We start from the raw sequence: 17855 nt of genomic DNA on the forward strand, positions 1-17855 counted from the left end.
GAAACTCGCATCATGATCACTCTCAAAGGCATCTCCTCAATGGCCACCCGCACCCTGCTCGCTGAGCTTTGTGCAGCCTATGCCGCGCAAGCAGGTGTTCGCGTTGAGATGGAGTCTGTGGGCGGCGTGGATGCTGCCAAGCGGGTGGCTGCAGGAGAAGCTTTTGATGTGGTGATCCTTGGCTCAGATGCGATTGATAAGTTGATTGCAGGGGGTCATTTGATGGCTGGTAGCAGAGTTGATATCGTTCAATCTCCCATTGCAGTTGCTACTAAAAGCGGAGCGCTTCGCGCAATGATTTCGCCGTCCGCTGCGCTAAAAGCTTCATTAATTGCAGCCAGAAGCATCAGCTATTCCACTGGGCCCAGTGGCGTGTATCTCGCTGGGCTTTTTGAAAAAATGGGCATTGCCGAACAACTCAAAGCCAAGACCATCGTGCCTGCGCCAGGCGTTCCTGTGGGCAGCTTGGTGGCCAAGGGCGAGGTGGAGCTGGGCTTTCAGCAGCTCTCCGAACTGATCAATATCGAAGGTATTGATGTGCTGGGCACATTGCCCGACGAAGTGGCCTACATCACCACATTCAGCGCAGGTCTTCCCAGCAAGGCATCATCCGAGTCTGCAGCAGCGGCTCAGCAATTTCTAGCTTTCCTCAACTCTGCTCAAGCCATTCCCATCAAACAATCACAAGGCATGACCTCCATCCCCAATTAAATGGGGTCAGATCACATTTAATTTATTCCTTCTCGAACCATGAGCCTCATCATCGACTGCCACGGCCACTACACCACCGCTCCCAAAGCGCTGGAGACTTGGCGCAACGCGCAAATCGCCGGTATCAAAGACGCTTCCTTGATGCCTAAGGCTGCGGATTTAAAAATCTCTGATGACGACATCAAAGAGACCATCCTCGCCAACCAACTCAAGCTCATGAAAGAGCGCGGCAACGACATGACGCTCTTCTCGCCCCGTGCGAGCTTCATGGCTCATCACATTGGTGATTTCAATGTGTCCAGCACTTGGGCGGCGATTTGCAATGAGCTGTGCTATCGCGTAGCTACTTTGTTTCCAGACAACTTCGTGCCCGTGGCGATGTTGCCGCAGTCTCCGGGCGTTGACCCGAAAACTTGTATTCCAGAGCTAGAAAAATGCGTCAACGTTTACGGCGCAGTCGGCATCAATTTGAACCCTGACCCCAGCGGTGGGCACTGGACATCGCCGCCCCTCACCGATAAACACTGGTATCCGATCTACGAAAAAATGGTCGAATACGATTTGCCCGCGATGATTCATGTGAGCACGAGCTGCAATGCCTGTTTTCACACCACGGGCGCGCATTATTTGAATGCGGACACAACGGCTTTCATGCAGTGTCTCAGCGGCGATCTCTTCAAAGATTTCCCTACTTTGAAGTTCCTCATTCCTCATGGCGGCGGTGCAGTGCCCTACCACTGGGGGCGTTTCAGAGGCCTCGCGCAAGAGATGAAGAAGCCTTTGCTGGAAGAGCATTTGCTGAACAACATCTTCTTCGATACCTGCGTCTATCATCAGCCTGGTATTGACTTGCTCAACAAAGTCATCCCCGTGAAAAACGTGCTATTTGCCAGCGAGATGATTGGCGCAGTGCGCGGTATTGATCCGCAAACCGGGCATTACTACGACGACACCAAGCGCTATATCGACGCATCGACTCAGCTCAGCGCATCAGACAAAGCTGCGATTTTTGAAGGCAACACGCGCCGCGTGTTTTCTCGCCTGGATACGCGATTGAAGAAACAAGGGAAATAATCATGTTTGAACTCGGCGTTGTTTACCGCAACATCACCCGCGCAGATCGCGCAGCCACTGATGCACTCGCTGCTTTAGGAAGCGCAACCGTCCACGAAGCTATGGGGCGTGTTGGTCTCATGAAGCCCTACATGCGCCCGATTTACAGCGGCGCGCAAACCAGCGGCACGGCAGTCACCGTGCTCCTTCATCCCGGCGACAACTGGATGATGCATGTCGTCGCAGAGCAAATCCAGCTCGGCGATATCGTGGTGGCAGCCATCACTGCCGATTGCACCGATGGTTATTTCGGCGATTTGCTCGCCACCAGCTTCCAAGCGCGCGGCGCGAGAGGCCTCATCATCGATGCAGGCGTGCGCGACGTGAAAACGTTGAAAGAAATGAACTTCCCCGTCTGGAGCAAAGCCATCAGCAGCAAAGGTACGATCAAGGCGACTCTCGGCTCGGTGAATATCCCCGTCGTGTGCGCAGGCATGAGCGTGCAGCCGGGCGATGCCGTGGTGGCTGATGATGATGGCATCGTCGTCGTGCCCAAAGCCATGGTGCAAAAGACGCTTGAAGCAGCGCAAGCGCGCGAAGCCAATGAAGGCGAAAAGCGCAACAAACTGGCCAGCGGCATTCTCGGTTTGGACATGTACAACATGCGACCAGCGCTTGAAAAAGCCGGTTTGAAATATATTGATTGACCCTATGAGCAAAGTCACAACAGGTGATTTCACCAAAACTGCTGGCTGGCTCGATTGGTACGCGGGCCCAGCTAAACCGCGCTTCTCTTTGCCCGCAGGCGCAGTGGATGCGCATTGCCATGTGTTTGGCCCCGGCGCAGAATTTCCTTATGCGCCAGAGCGCAAGTACACGCCCTGCGATGCTTCCAAAGCTCAGCTCTTTGCTCTGCGCGACCACTTGGGTTTCAGCCGAAATGTGATCGTGCAAGCCACTTGCCACGGCGCAGACAATCGCGCTCTTGTCGATGCTTGCCGTGCATCTGGCGGCAAAGCACGCGGCGTGGCGACTGTCAAGCGCAGCATTTCAGATCAAGAGCTGCAGGACCTGCATGCAGCAGGCGTTCGCGGTGTGCGTTTCAATTTTGTGAAGCGCCTAGTCGATTTCACACCGAAAGACGAGCTTTTAGAAATCGCGAATCGCATCAAGCCGCTGGGTTGGCATGTGGTGATCTATTTTGAAGCAGTGGATTTGCCCGAGCTGTGGGATTTCTTCACTGCCTTGCCTACAACGGTGGTGGTCGATCACATGGGGCGACCCGATGTGAGCAAGCCCATCGACGGCGCAGAGTTCGCGCTCTTCATGAAATTCATGCGTGAGCATGAAAATGTGTGGAGCAAGGTGAGCTGCCCCGAGCGCTTGAGCTTGCTTGGCCCCAAAGCTTTGAATGGCGAACAGAATGCGTACCAAGATGTGATCCCGTTCGCTCGCCAAGTGGTGGAGACCTTTCCAGACCGCGTGCTTTGGGGCACCGATTGGCCGCACCCGAATTTGAAAGACCATATGCCAGATGACGGCCTCTTGGTCGATTTCATCCCGCACATCGCCCGCACGCCTGAACTGCAAAAAAAGCTTCTGGTGGACAATCCAATGCGCCTGTATTGGCCAGAGGAAAACTAACATGTCTTTGAATAAACCTTATACCGACATCCCCGGCACCACAATTTTTGATGCCGATCAGGCCCGCAAAGGCTATTGGCTCAATCAGTTTTGCATGTCGCTCATGAAGGCAGAAAACCGCGCTGAATTCAAAGCGAATGAACGTGCTTATCTCGATAAATACGCCATGACCGAAGAGCAAAAGCTGGCCACCTTGGCGCGCGACTTGAACCGCATGATTGCGCTGGGCGGCAACATCTATTTTCTGGCCAAGCTCGGGTTTACTGACCAGAGAAATTTCCAGCAGCTGGCTGGTTCGATGACTGGCATGACCGAAGACGAATACAAAGCCATGATGCTGGCCGGCGGGCGCAGCGTTCAAGGCAACCGCAAGCTAGGCGAGGGCGGAGACGCACAACCCGAGAGACAACCGCAAGGCAGTGGTAAAGGCAACTATTGGGGTAAAAAATAATGGCAAAAATCACCGCATCTGTTTATACCTCGCATGTGCCCGCGATTGGGGCAGCGATGGATTTGAAGAAAACTGGCGAAGCTTATTGGCAGCCGCTCTTCAAAGGCTACGAATTCTCTAAAGAATGGATCAAGGCCAACAAGCCCGATGTCGTGTTCTTGGTCTATAACGATCACGCCACAGCATTCAGCTTGGAGATGATTCCTACTTTTGCGATTGGCACGGGCGCGAGCTACCCGATTGCCGATGAAGGCTGGGGTCCACGCCCGGTGCCTGCTGTGCAGGGGCATCCAGAGCTGGCTTCGCATATTGCGCACAGCGTGATTCAAGATGATTTTGATCTCACCATCGTCAATGAAATGCCGGTGGATCACGGTCTCTCCGTGCCGCTGTCTTTGATGTTCGGAGAAAAAGATCCCGTCAAAGAAGCGTGGCCTTGCAAAGTGATTCCCTTTGCTGTCAACGTGGTGCATTACCCGATTCCTTCGGGCGAGCGCTGTTTCAAAATTGGCCAGGCGATTCGCAGAGCGATTGAGAGTTTTGATGAAGATTTGAACGTGCAAATTTGGGGCACAGGCGGCATGAGCCATCAACTCCAAGGGCCACGCGCAGGCTTGATCAACAAAGAATTCGATGCAGCCTTCATGGATGAGCTGATTGCCAACCCTGCAGCGCTCGCGAAGAAATCGCACATCGATTACGTGCGCGATGCAGGCAGCGAAGGCATTGAGCTCGTGATGTGGCTGATCGCTCGCGGTGCGATGGCTGATATCAATGGCGGCAAAGCCCCGCAAGTCAAACACCGCTTCTACCATGTGCCTGCTTCCAATACTGCTGTTGGCCATTTGATAATGGAAAACTGATATGACGATCAACGTAGCTCTCGCCGGCGCAGGCGCTTTTGGTATCAAGCATTTGGATGCTCTCAAACTGATTGACGATGTGAAAGTCATCTCCGTGATTGGCCGTGATTTTGCTAAGACGCAAGAGGTCGCCGACAAATACGGCATCGCGCATGTCACAGACGAGTTGGCGCAGACTTTGAAAATCAAAGAAGTCGATGCCGTGATCCTCTGCACGCCCACGCAAATGCACGCCTCGCAAACGCTGGCTTGCCTTGAAGGGGGTAAGCATGTGCAGGTGGAGATTCCGCTATGTGATGTGTATGCCGATGGCGAGAAAGTGGTGCAAGCGGCCAAAGCCTCCGGCAAGGTGGCGATGTGTGGTCACACGCGGCGCTTTAATCCTTCGCACCAGTATGTGAACCAAAAAATCAAAGCAGGCCAATTCAAAATCCAGCAAATGGATGTGCAAACCTATTTTTTCCGCCGCACGAATATGAATGCGCTCGGCCAAGCTCGCAGCTGGACGGATCATTTGCTCTGGCATCACGCTGCGCACACTGTCGATCTCTTCCAATACCAAACCGGCAGCCAAGTGGTGAAAGCCAACGCGATTCAAGGCCCGATTCACCCTGCTTTAGGCATCGCGATGGACATGAGTATTCAGCTGCAAGCTGCCAACGGCGCGATCTGTACGCTTTCCCTAAGCTTCAACAACGACGGGCCACTGGGCACCTTCTTCCGCTACATCGGCGACAGCGCCACCTACATCGCCCGCTACGATGACCTCTTCAACGGCAAAGAAGAAAAAATCGACGTGAGCAAAGTGGCGGTCAGCATGAACGGCATTGAGCTGCAAGACCGAGAATTTATCGCCGCCATCCGCGAAGGTCGTGAGCCCAATGGATCAGTTGCGCAGGTGTTGCCTTGCTATCAAGTGCTCCACAACTTAGAAAAGCAGTTGAGCTAATTACTATTAATTTAATAGCATATCACGCAGACTCTATGCCGGCAACAGGCTACTTTTGCCTATAATTGAGGCATGAAAAAGCGTCAAATTGGAATTTTCTCTGTGCAACCCATTGGCTTGGGTTGCATGAATTTGGATCATGCCTACGGGCCATCAGTCTCCGAAAGCCAAGGCGAGCGCGTGTTGCTCGGTGCGCTGGATGCGGGTTATGATTTTTTGGATACCGCCACGCTGTATGGCGGTGGCAAAAATGAAACGCGCATCGGTGAAGTATTAAAAAAGCATCGCCATCGCTACACGCTGGCCAGCAAATGCGTGATGGCGATTGTTCCCGTAGATGGCAAGCCAACCCGCGTGATCGATGGGCGACCCGAGACGATCAAACGCCAATGCGAAGACAGCCTGCGCCGTTTGCAAACCGATGTGATCGATTTGTACTACTTGCATCGCTGGGATAAAAAAGTGCCGATTGAAGACAGCGTGGGCGCTTTAAGCGACATGGTGCGCAAAGGCAATATCCGTGCGATTGGCCTGAGTGAAGTGGGCGCAACTACCTTGCGCAAAGCGCATGCAGTTCACCCCATTGCCGCCGTGCAAAGCGAATACAGCTTGTGGACGCGTGACCCCGAGATCGCGGTGCTACAAGCGTGCAAAGAACTCGGCGTGGGCTTTGTGGCTTTCAGCTCAGTGGCTCGCAAATTCTTCGGAGGTTTGACGGATGTCAATGCTCTGGATGCCAAAGACATCCGTCGCACCATGAGCCGCTTCCAAGGCGAGAACCTGCAAAAAAATCTCGCGTTGCTGCCCCCCATGCAAGCGATGGCAGATGAGCTGGGCGTGACGATGGCGCAGCTGGCGCTCGCGTGGGTGCTCGCGCAAGGCAACCACATCGTCTCCATTCCCGGCACCACGAACCCGCAGCACATGCGAGACAACTTCGCCGCGCAAAGCATCTCTCTCAGCACCGCTCAGCTAGAGCAACTCAATCAAATGATCAACCGCCATAACGTCAGCGGTGCACGCTACGACCCGCAGTCGCAATCCGAAGTGGATACCGAATGCTACTAATTGCGTAGCACTTTGCGCAATGAATACGCCGGCGAAAGGCTTAATTCGCTTTAAATTCTGAGGAGGAAATGGCTTTCTTGAGCCATTCATTGAAACTCAGCAGAGGCGCGAGCTGCGCTTTGGATTCGGGATAGCACAGGTAATAACCGCTATCGTCCATATAACCATCATCTAGCGGAGCAGACACCAAGCCGGTGGCCACATCGTCTTGCACCAAGCAGCGCGGCACGAGCGCTAAGCCCATACCCGCCATCACGGCGCGGATGAGGCTGTGGAATTGATCGAGCTGCGGGCCGGCGAGGGGATTGATACCTTTGACGCCATGCGCTTCGCACCAATGCACCCACGCCTGCGGCACGCTGGTGTGTTGAAGCAAGGCGAACTTGGTGATCTCGTGCGGCTTGCGCAGAAGTGGTTTGGATTTTGGCGAAGGTGGCGCGATGAGCACGACCTCTCGGCCAGTGAGGTAATGCGCCACGGCACCTGGCCAATGGCCTTGGCCAAAAAGAATCGAGCAATCAAGGTCTGGACGGTCAAAGGTGTAGCCCTGATTACTGGGCACGAAATGCAACGCGATTTGCGGATGCAGCTTTTGAAACTCTGGCAAGCGCGGGATCAGCCATTTGGCGGCAAATGTGGGCAAGCAAGAGATATGCAATGCACCACCACCATCGCCGCTGGTGATCACATCGAGTGTGGCTGCTTCAAGCTGCGCGAGCAGCGGGCGCACAGCCGCTTCGTAGCGCGCACCGGCAGGTGTGAGCACCAAGCGCTTGCGTACACGCTCAAAGAGTGCCACGCCTAGGCTGCCTTCCAGCTCCAAGATTTGCTTGCTCACTGCGCTCTGCGTGAGATGCAAAGCTTCGGCAGCGCGGGAGATACTGTCATGCCGTGCAGTCATGATGAAGGCTCGCAGGAGGTGCGTGGGTGGATGGAGTTTGCGAAGCGTCATCGCTCTATATTGCCCTCTGAAAGCAGAGATACGTTTCGGGTAAACCCGTAGAAAATCAGTCTACCTAGGAATGTTTTGCGGCGTATCTTTCGCTTTTCAAAACATCTTGTATTGGAAAGAATTCGCCCATCACATTTTTAAGAGGTGAATTTCATGAAGCGCAGGCATGTTTTGAATTTAGCAACGGGCTCGGTAGTGAGTCTAGGTGTGGGCTCTTTGATGGCGCAAGCCAAGCCTTTGCGTTTGGTTGTTCCATTCCCGCCTGGCGGCGCAACGGACATCACAGCACGCGCTTTGCAAGAGCCTTTGGGCAAAGCGCTTGGGCTTTCCGTGATCGTGGAAAACAAGGCGGGCGCAGGCGGCTCGGTTGGCATGAGTGAAGTGGCCAAGGCCACGCCAGATGGCATGACGCTGGGCGTGGCCACGCTCTCCACGCATGGTGTGAACCCGGCGGTGTATAAAAAATTGCCTTATGACCCGATCAAAGATTTCGCACCTGTGACTGAGCTGGTTAAAGCACCTGGCGTGCTCGTGGTCAACAGCAAATTACCAGTGAACAGCCTGGATGAATTCATCAAATACCTCAAAGCCAATCCAGGCAAAGTGAGCTATGCCTCGCCGGGCAATGGCACGATTGGCCATATGTGGGGCGAGCTGTTCAAGAGCACCACCAATACCTTCATGGTGCATATCCCCTATCGTGGCGCAGGCCCGGCGATTACTGATGTGATTGGCGGGCAAGTGCAGGTGTATTTTGATCAGGTGGCTTCTTCTTTGCCACATATCCAAGGTGGGCGTTTGAAGGCTCTCGCTGTGGCTTGGGGCTCTCGCTTGGATGTGCTCAAAGAGATTCCTACCTATGGCGAGAAGACACTGTTTGCGAATAACGATGCTTCCTGGTTTGGCTTGGTCGCACCTGCTGGCACACCATTGCCAATAGTGAGTCGCATTCAACAAGCAGTGAGCACAGCTTTGAAAGATACTGCCTTGGTCGAAAAGCTCAAAGGGCAAGGCCTCTTCGCTTCAGACTCTAAGCCCGAAGAATTTGCTGTGCAAATCAAGAAAGAAATCGACAAAATGCAGCGTATCGCCAAGTTTGCGAAAATAGCTCTCGACTGAACTTAGGAATTTATGCATTTTGTGACTACGCACGGGGGCAGCTCGCCTCTGGTGCTCGACTCGCCGCACAGCGGCACTTTCTATCCACCTGATTTCGGCTTCGCCTGCGATCTGGCTCGCCTGCGCTCTGCGGAAGACACGCATGTGGAAAAACTCTACAGCTTCGCTAGTGAGCTGGGTTGCGCTTGGATTGAAGCGCATTTTCCGCGCAGCTATTTGGATGCGAACCGCAATCTCACAGAAGTTGACCCAGATATGCTGGATGGCTCTTGGCCGCATGAGCTGGAGATGAGCGATCCGTATGTGCTCTCCAAGCGGCGTTTGGGCAAAGGCTTGATTTGGCGTGCGACCGATGAGGGCGAACCTTTGTATTCGCGGCAGCTCAGCGTCAAAGAAGTGGAGCAGCGCATTGATCTCTGCTGGAAGCCATATCACGCTGCTGTGAAAGCAGCGATTGATGCTGCACATCAGCGGCATGGCTATAGCTTGCATATCAATTGCCACAGCATGCCCGAAGTGGCAGGCAGCCATGCCACAGATTTTCCGGGGATCAAGCATCCGGATTTCGTGCTCGGCAATCGAGATCACAGCACATCGAGCGAAGCGGTGTTGCTCTTCATTCAGGCGCAACTCGTGAACATGGGCTATGGCGTGGCGCTCAATCACCCCTACAAAGGCGTGGAGCTGGTGCGCCGCTATGGTGAGCCAGCGAAGCATCGGCATAGTGTGCAAATTGAGATCAATCGCGGCCTCTACATGAACGAGAAGACGCTAGAGATCACCGAAGGCTTTGCGTCACTACGTGATCACTTGAAGCAGCTTGTACTCGCCTTGCAATCTTTCGATCCGAGATAAATGATGGATCAGGTTGATACCCTCGTCATCGGCGCAGGTGTGGTTGGCCTCGCGGTCGCGCGTGCGATTGCGCTCACAGGGCGCGAGGTGATGGTGATCGAGAAAGAAAAAGCGATTGGCCAAGGCGTCAGCTCACGTAACAGTGAAGTTGTGCATGGCGGCTTGTATTACCCTACAAGCTCGCTCAAAGCTAAGCTCTGCGTGCGTGGCAAAGAGATGCTCTATGCTTATTGCGCAGAGCGTGGTTTGCCGATGCAACAATGCGGCAAATTGATCGTGGCAACGAGTGCATTGCAATTGCCGAAGCTCGCGCAGATTGAAGCACAGGCCGTGGCCAATGGCGTTCCTGTTCAGCGCCTCACCCGCGAGCAAGCCAGAGCCTTGGAGCCCGAGCTTGAATGCATTGCAGCGCTGCACTCGCCCACCACAGGCATCGTGAGCAGCCACGATCTGATGACGGCTCTGCAGGGTGATCTGGAAAATGCAGGTGGCATGCTTGCGTTGGCTACGGAGGTGAATGGCATTCAGTTTTTTGATCAAAATTTAGATCAAAATCGGCCATTCGCCGGCGTACTATCTGCGCAGAGTGCTATTGAATCAGGAGTGAATGGAGAAAGCATTGAACTCGGCTTCAAGCAGCTCATCAATGCAGCAGGCCTTTACGCACCCCAACTCGCGCAGCGCATGCAAGGCTTGAATGCGGCGCATATTCCACAGGCGCACTATGCGAAGGGCAATTATTATTCACTCAGCGGCAAATCACCTTTCAGGCATTTGATCTACCCCATCCCGAGTGCGGCTGGTTTAGGTGTTCACATCACTGTCGATTTAGGAGGTCAAGCGAAATTTGGCCCAGATGTGGAGTGGCTCGATGGCATCACGAATCCGGAGGAAATAGATTACAGCGTTGACCCGCGCCGCGCAGATGCCTTTTATGCCGAGGTGCGCAAATACTGGCCTGGTCTGCGCGATGGGCAGCTCACACCGAGCTACAGCGGCGTGCGCCCGAAAATCGTCTCAAAGCAAGATCCAGCCGCAGATTTTTTGATTCAAGGCCAGAGCGTGCATGGCATCTCAGGCTTGGTGAATCTCTTTGGTATCGAATCGCCTGGCTTGACGAGCGCTTTGGCGATAGGTGAATATGTTGCGGAGATGCTACAAAAATAGTAGCTGCTTGCACAATTCGAATAAGAACCACAGGCCTACATGACTGTAAATTCGGTCAAAACTACCCATCCCATGGACAGCATGGGAATGATACTTAGCAAGCCAACCAGGACTCGCTCCTTCTGGCTGACTTTTGCGATGAATCGCAAGCCGCAGTAAACAGTCAAAACAGCGACGGACTGCAAAGCGATGAACTCCATTCCTGTGCCGCCGTGATAAAAATTGCCAAAATTCGTTCCAAAAGCAATCGCATGAAACGCCAAAACCAGCGGATAGAAAATCGCACGATAAATGAGTGGCTTTTCCGCGCTTGTTCTCTCGTTTTGAATCAGAAGAAATATAAAGTACAGCAGCATTCCAGCATACGACAGCGAGATCAAAGCATGATCGCGATCAAGCCAATCCAGTATGCCAATCAAAGGCAACCCCACGGCGAGGGTGCGTAATATTAGCAACAACGCGCCGATCCATCGATTCGTTTTGACATTAAGCGTTACGAACAGCAAGCCAATGAACATCAAAAGGGCAATTGCGCCAGTCTGAAATATGGTGATACTGATGGAATCAGCATCTACAGGATACAGTCCAGATCCTAGATTACTCGACAGCACAAATACCGTTAATACAACGTGGGTGAGCAGAATAATCACGCCGACGATGATCTTTTTGTAGAACGACATTTGCTATCAATTCAGTAGCTGTTCGCGCAAATAATCATTGGGCTAGGAACCGATTCCTCTTAAAAATTAGCCTCCTTTAGCCTTAAACCTCTCGGCGCAACGCAGGGAACAAGATCACATCACGGATGCTGGGGCTGTTGGTGAGCAGCATCATCAAGCGATCAATACCGATACCGCAGCCGCCAGTGGGTGGCATGCCGTATTCCAGGGCGCGCACGAAATCGTGGTCGTAATACATGGCTTCATCGTCACCTGCATCTTTCGCATTCACCTGCGCTTGGAAGCGCGCGGCTTGTTCTTCGGCATCATTGAGCTCAGAAAAACCGTTGCCGAATTCGCGGCCTGTGATGTAGAGCTCAAAGCGCTCGGTGATGGTCGGGTCGGTGTCGCTGGCTCTTGCAAGCGGCGAAATTTCGGTGGGGTGATTGCAGATAAAGGTGGGCTCGATCAGCTTTTCTTCGACGACTTCTTCAAAATACATCACTTGCAAGCTGGCGATGCTGCGGGTGGAGAGCTTGTCTTCAGCTTCTTTTTTGCCAAGCTTCTTGAGTGCATTGGTGAGCCAAGTGCGATCATCAGCACCGGCTTCGCCAGCTTCGGTGTGCTTGACGATAGCATCTCGGATGGACAGGCGTGCGAAAGGCTTGGCCAAGTCAATGCTGTGCATGGTTGTGCCAAGCTGGTAAGGCAAGGTGGTGCTGCCAGTAGCTTTCACAGCCACATCGCGAATCAGCTTTTCGGTGAAATCCATCAAATCATGATGATTCCAATACGCCGCATAAAACTCCATCATGGTGAATTCGGGGTTGTGGCGCACCGAGATGCCTTCGTTGCGGAAATTGCGGTTGATCTCAAACACGCGCTCAAAGCCGCCCACCACCAGGCGCTTTAAATACAGCTCGGGCGCGATACGAAGAAACATTTCTTGATCGAGCGCGTTGTGGTGCGTGGTGAATGGCTTGGCATTCGCACCGCCGGGGATGGGGTGGAGCATCGGCGTTTCGACTTCTAAAAAGCCATGCTCGATCATGAAATTGCGAATGCTGCTCACGCCCTTGCTGCGAGCACGGAAGCGCTCTCGGGCGACTTCGTCTGTAATTAGATCGACATAACGCTGGCGATACTTCACCTCTTGATCGGCCACGCCGTGGAATTTATCGGGCAGGGGGCGCAAGTTTTTGGTGAGCAGTTGGATTTTGGTCACCAGAACTGAGAGCTCGCCAGTTTTGGTTTTGAAGAGCTTGCCTTCAGCGCCTACGATATCGCCCAAATCCCAGTGTTTGAAGGCTTCGTAATCTGCTTCTGGCACGAAATCTTTACTCACATAGAGCTGAATGCGGCTGGGGTTATCTACGGCGATGCCTTCGCTCACGATGGAGCTTGAGCCATCTTGAATCGTGGCAAAGCTGGCTTTGCCCATCACGCGTTTGAGCATCATGCGGCCTGCAACGACCACAGCAATTGCCGCCTCAGCCATACCGGGCATTTCTTGCTTGTCGTACTGCGAATGCAGATCATGTGCCTTGTGCTGAGGCTTGAAATGATTCGGGAAGGCAATGCCTTGGCTTCGAATGGCTGCGAGCTTGCTGCGGCGCTCGGCGATGAGTTGGTTTTCGTCGAGTGGGGTATTGTTATCGCTCATGATTGCTAAAAAATAAAGCCGCTCGCTCAAATATGCGCGGCAAAGCCCTAGATTTTAAGGCCTGAGGAAATGATCCGCTGTGAGCTGCAAGCCTTGTTGCACGGTAAAAGGCGGCTTCCAGCCCAGCAATTGAGTGGCCGGGTTTGAATCCACCGTCAAATCCCCGCACAAACGCTGCGCCATGCCGCCTTTGCCCAGCGCCTTCAGACTCAGCTCTAAAAGGCTTTGAGGCACGGGAGTCAGCCGTGCAGGGCGCTTGAGCGCAGCGCCTAAGCCTTGCAGCAGCTCGGTGGTGCTCACATCTTGTTGATCGCTGATCAAAAACGTCTGGTTCGCGGCCTTAGGATGGGTGAGGCATAAGGCAATGAAGTCCACGAAATTCGGCAAGGCCACCAAACTGCGCCGATTGTTGATGGCGCCCAGAGGCAGCGGAATACCGCGATTGAGCCATTGCATCATCGTCAAGAAATTCGCTTTGACGCCAGGGCCATAAACCAAGGGCGGGCGAATGATCACGAATTGCATCCCCGTCTTGGCCGCTATCTCTTGCAAGCCTTGCTCTGCTTCCCATTTGCTGATGCCATACGGATCTTGCGGCTGGGCCTGATCAGCGCGAAAGGCTTGCCCAGGCAATGTGTATTCGCCATTGACCTTGACCGAGCTCAGAAAAACAAAACGGCGCACGCCAGCGCGGGCGGCTGCGTGGGCCAAATCCAGCGTGGCTTGCGTGTTGATCTCGCGATAAGCAGCCAGCGGATGGGGGTTGGCTTCGTTCACTTGATGTACACGTGCTGCGCAGTGAACAACAGCCTCTATGCCTTGCAGGTGTGATGTGTTCTCAATAATTTGAGCCAAATCGGCATGTAGACGGCATAAATACTGCGCAAGATGCTCATCTTTTGATAGTGAGCTCGCTTGACGCGATTGCGCCAGAACCTCATGTTGCAAGCCAGCCAAGTGCTGGCAGAGCGCTTGACCAACAAAGCCGCTCGCGCCAGTGACCAGCAGTTTCATCTTAGCGCTTACTCACAGCTTGGTCATACACGGCCAGGGTTTTGGTGCGCAATGCATCCAGCGAAAACTCCTGCTGGGCACGCTGCAAAGCCTGCGCACCCAAGCGCTGACGCAGGGCTGGATCGGCCAGCAAGCGATTCAGAGCTTGCGCCAAATCATCCACACTGCTGGGCGTCACGCTGTAGCCCGTGATCCCGTCTTGGTTCACAAAATCCACACCATTGTTCAAACGCGTGCTCACCACGGGCTTGGCGCAAGCAAAGGCCTCGACTTGCACAATGCCAAAAGCTTCTGCTTGATTGACTGCGGGTAAGCAAAATACATCGCAGGCTTGGAAATAGGCTGGTAAATCTTGATCGGAAATCTTGCCTACAAAGTGAATTCTGTCTTTGCTGGCGCTTTGTGTCGCCAAGGCTTTCCAAGCATCGCTCAAAGGCCCTTCGCCGCCTATGATCAGCTGAGTATCGTGCGGCAATTGCGCCATGGCCTTGATGAGCACATCGAAGCCTTTGTAATGCACATGACGCCCCAGAGCGAAGATGATATTGCCCGGATAAGTGTTGCGTATCCGCGTGCACTGTTCGAGCGGAAGTGCGTAATGTGCCAGATCAAAACCAAAAGGCACCACATGCAATTTTTGCTGTAGATGAGGCGCAGTCAGCTCGGAGGAGCTTTTGATGTGTGCGGGCGTGGCTGCAATGATGCCTTTGGCGTTGCGCAATGCTGCATTCTGAAACGGGCGATAGCCCAGAAGCATCAATTTCTGGCGAATGATGTCTGCATGCCATGTGATCACTCGTGGAATATTCTTTGGCACGGCCCATGATGCCAAATGCGACATTGGATCGGGAAAATGCAAATGGACCAGATCAAAAGGTTTTTGCTGGTGTAGTTGCCGTGCTGTGCTAATCAACCCTGGTGACAAACACAAGGAACCGTCAACATTCCAGCTGGGCGTACGAATCAGCGGGTAGCCATGCAGGCTTCCCTTGAAGGCTTGCGTGTCTCTGCTGGGCACCAAATGGACGTACTCCACATGATTTTTCATGGCGCGAAACAAATGATCCACATGCGTTTGCATGCCGCCGGGAATATCGTCAAAAAAACGACCAAAACAAAGTACGCGCAACATAAATTTGATTTTTAAACCTTGCTTATGGTAGCATCTGTTCAATACATGAACACATCCGCTCTAGAAACAGATTTGCGCGCCTTGCAATTGCTGGCGCGGCAGCCTAAGCTCAACCAACGCGAGTTGGCCAGCGAGCTCGGAGTGAGCCTGGGTAAAGTGAATTATTGTTTGAAGATGCTGTTAGCCAAAGGCTTTTTGAAGGCTCAAAACTTCAAGAACAGCAAAAACAAACTCGCTTACGCCTACGTGCTCACACCCGCAGGAATTGCTGCGCGTGCAGAGCTAACCATCGAGTTCCTGCAAGTCAAGCAACAGGAATACGAGCGCTTGAGTCATGAGATTGCTGCATTGAAAGCGCAAGCTGAGCAAGACAATTCCATATTACTTCCTGGGAATCAATCCTTATGATGCAAGTAATCATTGCGACCCTCTTCGAGGCATCTGGCATGCACAGCCTTTGTCAGTTGATTGGTCAGTTGCTACAGATTCTTTGGTTCGATGCGAGGTTGCTGGGATCGCATTTGAAATCAAGCTTTGGAGAGCCGGGTGCCATGCTTTGGTGTAGCGACGGTGGCTTACCTCAGGGGCGCAGAGTCAAAAGCGACCATATCAGGGCCAGTAAGGCCGGGAGGCAAAAGAAGCCTTCTAAAAGTTTGGAGTTAGCCCTTTCAAATTCTCTGAATTTATTCGGAAAGCAGGTGGCAGTATGAAGGCCGTCATTTTGGCTGGAGGTTTAGGCACGCGTATTTCCGAGGAAACGCATCTGAAACCGAAGCCGATGATAGAGATCGGCGGCAAGCCTGTTCTCTGGCACATCATGAAGATGTACTCACACCACGGCATTCACGATTTCATCATTTGCTGTGGCTACAAAGGCTACGTTATCAAAGAGTATTTCGCCAACTATTTTTTGCATATGTCAGACGTCACGTTTGATATGTCAGAAAACAAAATGGAAGTGCACCAAAGGCACGCTGAACCTTGGCGTGTGACGCTGGTAGACACAGGTGAGAATACGATGACAGGCGGACGCTTAAAGCGTGTGAGCAAATATCTGAAGGATTCGGAAGACTTCTGCTTTACATATGGTGATGGTGTATCAAGCGTCGACATCACAGCGCTACTCGCGTTTCATTCTAAGCACGGCAAGCAGGCGACGCTCACTGCTGTTTACCCTCCTGGTCGCTTTGGCGCCCTTGATATTGATGATGGTGCCATGGTCAAATCTTTTGAAGAAAAACCAAAAGGTGATGGCGCAATGATCAATGGCGGCTTTTTCGTCTTGTCGCCAAAAGTGCTTGAATTGATAGATGATGATAAAACCATCTGGGAAAGGCTTCCTTTAGAAAGACTGGCCCAAAGCGGGGAGCTTATGGCATATCAGCATTCAGGCTTCTGGCAGCCCATGGACACCTTACGAGACAAGACCTTGCTAGAAGAGCTCTGGTCTAGCAATCAGGCACCTTGGAAGGCTTGGTCATGATGCGCGATTTTTGGCGCGACAAGCGCGTGTTTATAACTGGGCATACAGGTTTCAAAGGCAGCTGGATGAGTCTATGGCTTCAGCAGCTTGGAGCGAAAGTCACAGGCTATGCGCTGAGTCCGCCGACGTCAATGAGTTTATTTGAGCAAGCTAATGTAGGCTCGGGTATGACTTCGGTCATTGGTGATGTGCGTGATGCTGTTTCGTTGATGCGAGCTCTGGAGCAGAGCCAAGCAGAAATTGTTTTCCACATGGCTGCGCAGCCTTTGGTGCGAGACTCTTACACAGATCCGGTGAACACCTATAGCACGAATGTCATGGGCACAGTGAATCTGCTGGAGGCTGTGCGCCTTCTACCGTTTGTGAAGGCGGTGGTTAACGTGACCACTGACAAGTGCTATGAAAATAAGGAGTGGGTATGGGGGTATCGAGAAAACGAACCTTTGGGTGGGCACGATCCCTACAGTAGCAGCAAAGCATGTTCTGAAATTGTGACGTCAAGTTATAGGCGTTCCTTTTTTTCTGATTCTGTGTCTGGTGGTCGCTCTGTTCGCTTGGCTTCTGCGAGAGCTGGAAATGTTATCGGCGGTGGAGATTGGTCCAAGGATCGCTTAATTCCAGACACGCTAGCAGCATTCGCAGCGAACAACCCAGTTGAAATCCGCTTTCCGAATGCCATTCGGCCCTGGCAACACGTCCTTGAGCCCTTGTCTGGCTATTTGATGCTTGCTGAAGCGTTGTATTCCGAAGAAGGCGAGAAGTTCGCTGAGGCTTGGAATTTTGGCCCGCGAGACGAAGACGCTCAAAGCGTGCAATGGATCGTTGAGAATATGGCTCGACTGTGGTCCGCAGATGCGAGTTGGACAAAGAATAGCGAAGTTCAACCCCATGAGGCCAAATACCTGAAGCTAGATATCTCTAAAGCCGCGCAATTATTACGATGGAAGCCACGCATGCATCTCTTGCAAGCTCTTGATTTGACGATTGTTTGGAGCAAAGCTTTCATGGCAGGGCAAGACTGTAAAGCGATGTGCCTGTCGCAAATTCAACAATTCAATGATTTGAGCTAATA

Annotated in this window: 19 protein-coding genes; 14 read left to right on the forward strand and 5 right to left on the reverse strand. The window is 52.8% G+C overall.

The window, feature by feature from the left end; translation table 11 throughout:
• Positions 1–12: 12 nt before the first annotated feature.
• The 8 genes from KIH26_RS13105 to KIH26_RS13140 all read left to right on the forward strand — a co-directional run bounded on the left by KIH26_RS13105 (position 13) and on the right by KIH26_RS13140 (position 6739).
• Positions 13–711: a substrate-binding domain-containing protein gene (locus tag KIH26_RS13105; protein WP_249661194.1), complete on the forward strand. Its 699-nt coding sequence runs from the start codon at positions 13–15 to the stop codon at positions 709–711.
• A 39-nt stretch (positions 712–750) separates the two neighbouring features.
• Positions 751–1785 (forward strand): amidohydrolase family protein, encoded by a 1035-nt coding sequence (locus KIH26_RS13110; protein WP_213445869.1) that lies wholly within the window; start codon positions 751–753, stop codon positions 1783–1785.
• A 2-nt stretch (positions 1786–1787) separates the two neighbouring features.
• On the forward strand, positions 1788–2471 hold the full coding sequence (gene ligK, locus KIH26_RS13115) for a 4-carboxy-4-hydroxy-2-oxoadipate aldolase/oxaloacetate decarboxylase (RefSeq protein ID WP_213445871.1): 684 nt from the start codon (positions 1788–1790) through the stop codon (positions 2469–2471).
• A gap of 4 nt (positions 2472–2475) precedes the next feature.
• On the forward strand, positions 2476–3408 hold the full coding sequence (locus KIH26_RS13120; RefSeq protein ID WP_213445873.1) for an amidohydrolase family protein: 933 nt from the start codon (positions 2476–2478) through the stop codon (positions 3406–3408).
• A 1-nt stretch (position 3409) separates the two neighbouring features.
• Positions 3410–3859 carry a protocatechuate 4,5-dioxygenase subunit alpha gene (ligA, locus tag KIH26_RS13125; protein ID WP_213445875.1) on the forward strand — a complete coding sequence of 150 codons (450 nt, stop codon included), beginning with the start codon at positions 3410–3412 and terminating at the stop codon, positions 3857–3859.
• Positions 3859–4722 carry a class III extradiol dioxygenase subunit beta gene (locus KIH26_RS13130; protein ID WP_213445877.1) on the forward strand — a complete coding sequence of 288 codons (864 nt, stop codon included), beginning with the start codon at positions 3859–3861 and terminating at the stop codon, positions 4720–4722. The genes ligA and KIH26_RS13130 overlap by 1 nt, the downstream gene beginning before the upstream one ends.
• Position 4723: 1 nt before the next feature.
• Positions 4724–5671: a Gfo/Idh/MocA family oxidoreductase gene (locus KIH26_RS13135; RefSeq protein WP_213445879.1), complete on the forward strand. Its 948-nt coding sequence runs from the start codon at positions 4724–4726 to the stop codon at positions 5669–5671.
• Positions 5672–5743: 72 nt separating this feature from the next.
• Complete coding sequence (locus tag KIH26_RS13140; protein WP_213445881.1) at positions 5744–6739, forward strand: aldo/keto reductase; 996 nt, start codon at positions 5744–5746, stop codon at positions 6737–6739.
• 40 nt (positions 6740–6779) lie between these two features.
• Here KIH26_RS13140 and KIH26_RS13145 read toward each other — a convergent pair whose 3' ends face one another.
• Positions 6780–7691, reverse strand: a complete 912-nt coding sequence (locus KIH26_RS13145) for a LysR substrate-binding domain-containing protein (RefSeq protein ID WP_213445883.1) — start codon at positions 7689–7691, stop codon at positions 6780–6782.
• Between the two features lie 153 nt (positions 7692–7844).
• Here KIH26_RS13145 and KIH26_RS13150 point away from each other — a divergent pair, with 153 nt between their 5' ends.
• From KIH26_RS13150 to KIH26_RS13160, 3 genes are read left to right on the forward strand one after another with little or no spacing between them, the layout of a single operon-like run.
• Positions 7845–8810: a tripartite tricarboxylate transporter substrate binding protein BugE gene (locus tag KIH26_RS13150; protein ID WP_213445885.1), complete on the forward strand. Its 966-nt coding sequence runs from the start codon at positions 7845–7847 to the stop codon at positions 8808–8810.
• A gap of 12 nt (positions 8811–8822) precedes the next feature.
• Positions 8823–9665, forward strand: a complete 843-nt coding sequence (locus KIH26_RS13155) for an N-formylglutamate amidohydrolase (RefSeq protein WP_213445887.1) — start codon at positions 8823–8825, stop codon at positions 9663–9665.
• The gene (locus KIH26_RS13160) at positions 9666–10832 is read left to right on the forward strand and encodes an NAD(P)/FAD-dependent oxidoreductase (protein WP_213445889.1); all 1167 of its coding nucleotides are present in this window, start codon (positions 9666–9668) and stop codon (positions 10830–10832) included.
• Positions 10833–10867: 35 nt separating this feature from the next.
• Here KIH26_RS13160 and KIH26_RS13165 read toward each other — a convergent pair whose 3' ends face one another.
• The 4 genes from KIH26_RS13165 to KIH26_RS13180 form a co-directional block, all read right to left on the reverse strand.
• On the reverse strand, positions 10868–11512 hold the full coding sequence (locus tag KIH26_RS13165; protein WP_213445891.1) for a hypothetical protein: 645 nt from the start codon (positions 11510–11512) through the stop codon (positions 10868–10870).
• 82 nt (positions 11513–11594) lie between these two features.
• The gene (gene lysS / locus KIH26_RS13170) at positions 11595–13154 is read right to left on the reverse strand and encodes a lysine--tRNA ligase (protein WP_213445893.1); all 1560 of its coding nucleotides are present in this window, start codon (positions 13152–13154) and stop codon (positions 11595–11597) included.
• A 54-nt stretch (positions 13155–13208) separates the two neighbouring features.
• On the reverse strand, positions 13209–14168 hold the full coding sequence (locus tag KIH26_RS13175; RefSeq protein WP_213445895.1) for a UDP-glucose 4-epimerase family protein: 960 nt from the start codon (positions 14166–14168) through the stop codon (positions 13209–13211).
• A 1-nt stretch (position 14169) separates the two neighbouring features.
• Positions 14170–15300, reverse strand: coding sequence for a glycosyltransferase (locus KIH26_RS13180; protein ID WP_249661196.1), 1131 nt, complete (start codon positions 15298–15300; stop codon positions 14170–14172).
• Positions 15301–15345: 45 nt separating this feature from the next.
• Between KIH26_RS13180 and KIH26_RS13185 the strand changes: the two genes are divergently transcribed.
• From KIH26_RS13185 to rfbG, 3 genes are all read left to right on the forward strand, one after another.
• On the forward strand, positions 15346–15708 hold the full coding sequence (locus KIH26_RS13185; protein WP_213445897.1) for a MarR family EPS-associated transcriptional regulator: 363 nt from the start codon (positions 15346–15348) through the stop codon (positions 15706–15708).
• A gap of 298 nt (positions 15709–16006) precedes the next feature.
• On the forward strand, positions 16007–16783 hold the full coding sequence (gene rfbF, locus KIH26_RS13190; protein WP_213445898.1) for a glucose-1-phosphate cytidylyltransferase: 777 nt from the start codon (positions 16007–16009) through the stop codon (positions 16781–16783).
• A complete protein-coding gene (gene rfbG, locus KIH26_RS13195) occupies positions 16780–17853 on the forward strand; it encodes a CDP-glucose 4,6-dehydratase (RefSeq protein WP_213445900.1) in 1074 nt (357 codons plus the stop codon). The genes rfbF and rfbG overlap by 4 nt, the downstream gene beginning before the upstream one ends.
• Positions 17854–17855 lie beyond the last annotated feature (2 nt).

Source organism: Variovorax sp. PCZ-1, assembly GCF_018413605.1.
Taxonomy (GTDB): Bacteria; Pseudomonadota; Gammaproteobacteria; order Burkholderiales; family Burkholderiaceae_C; genus JANMDU01.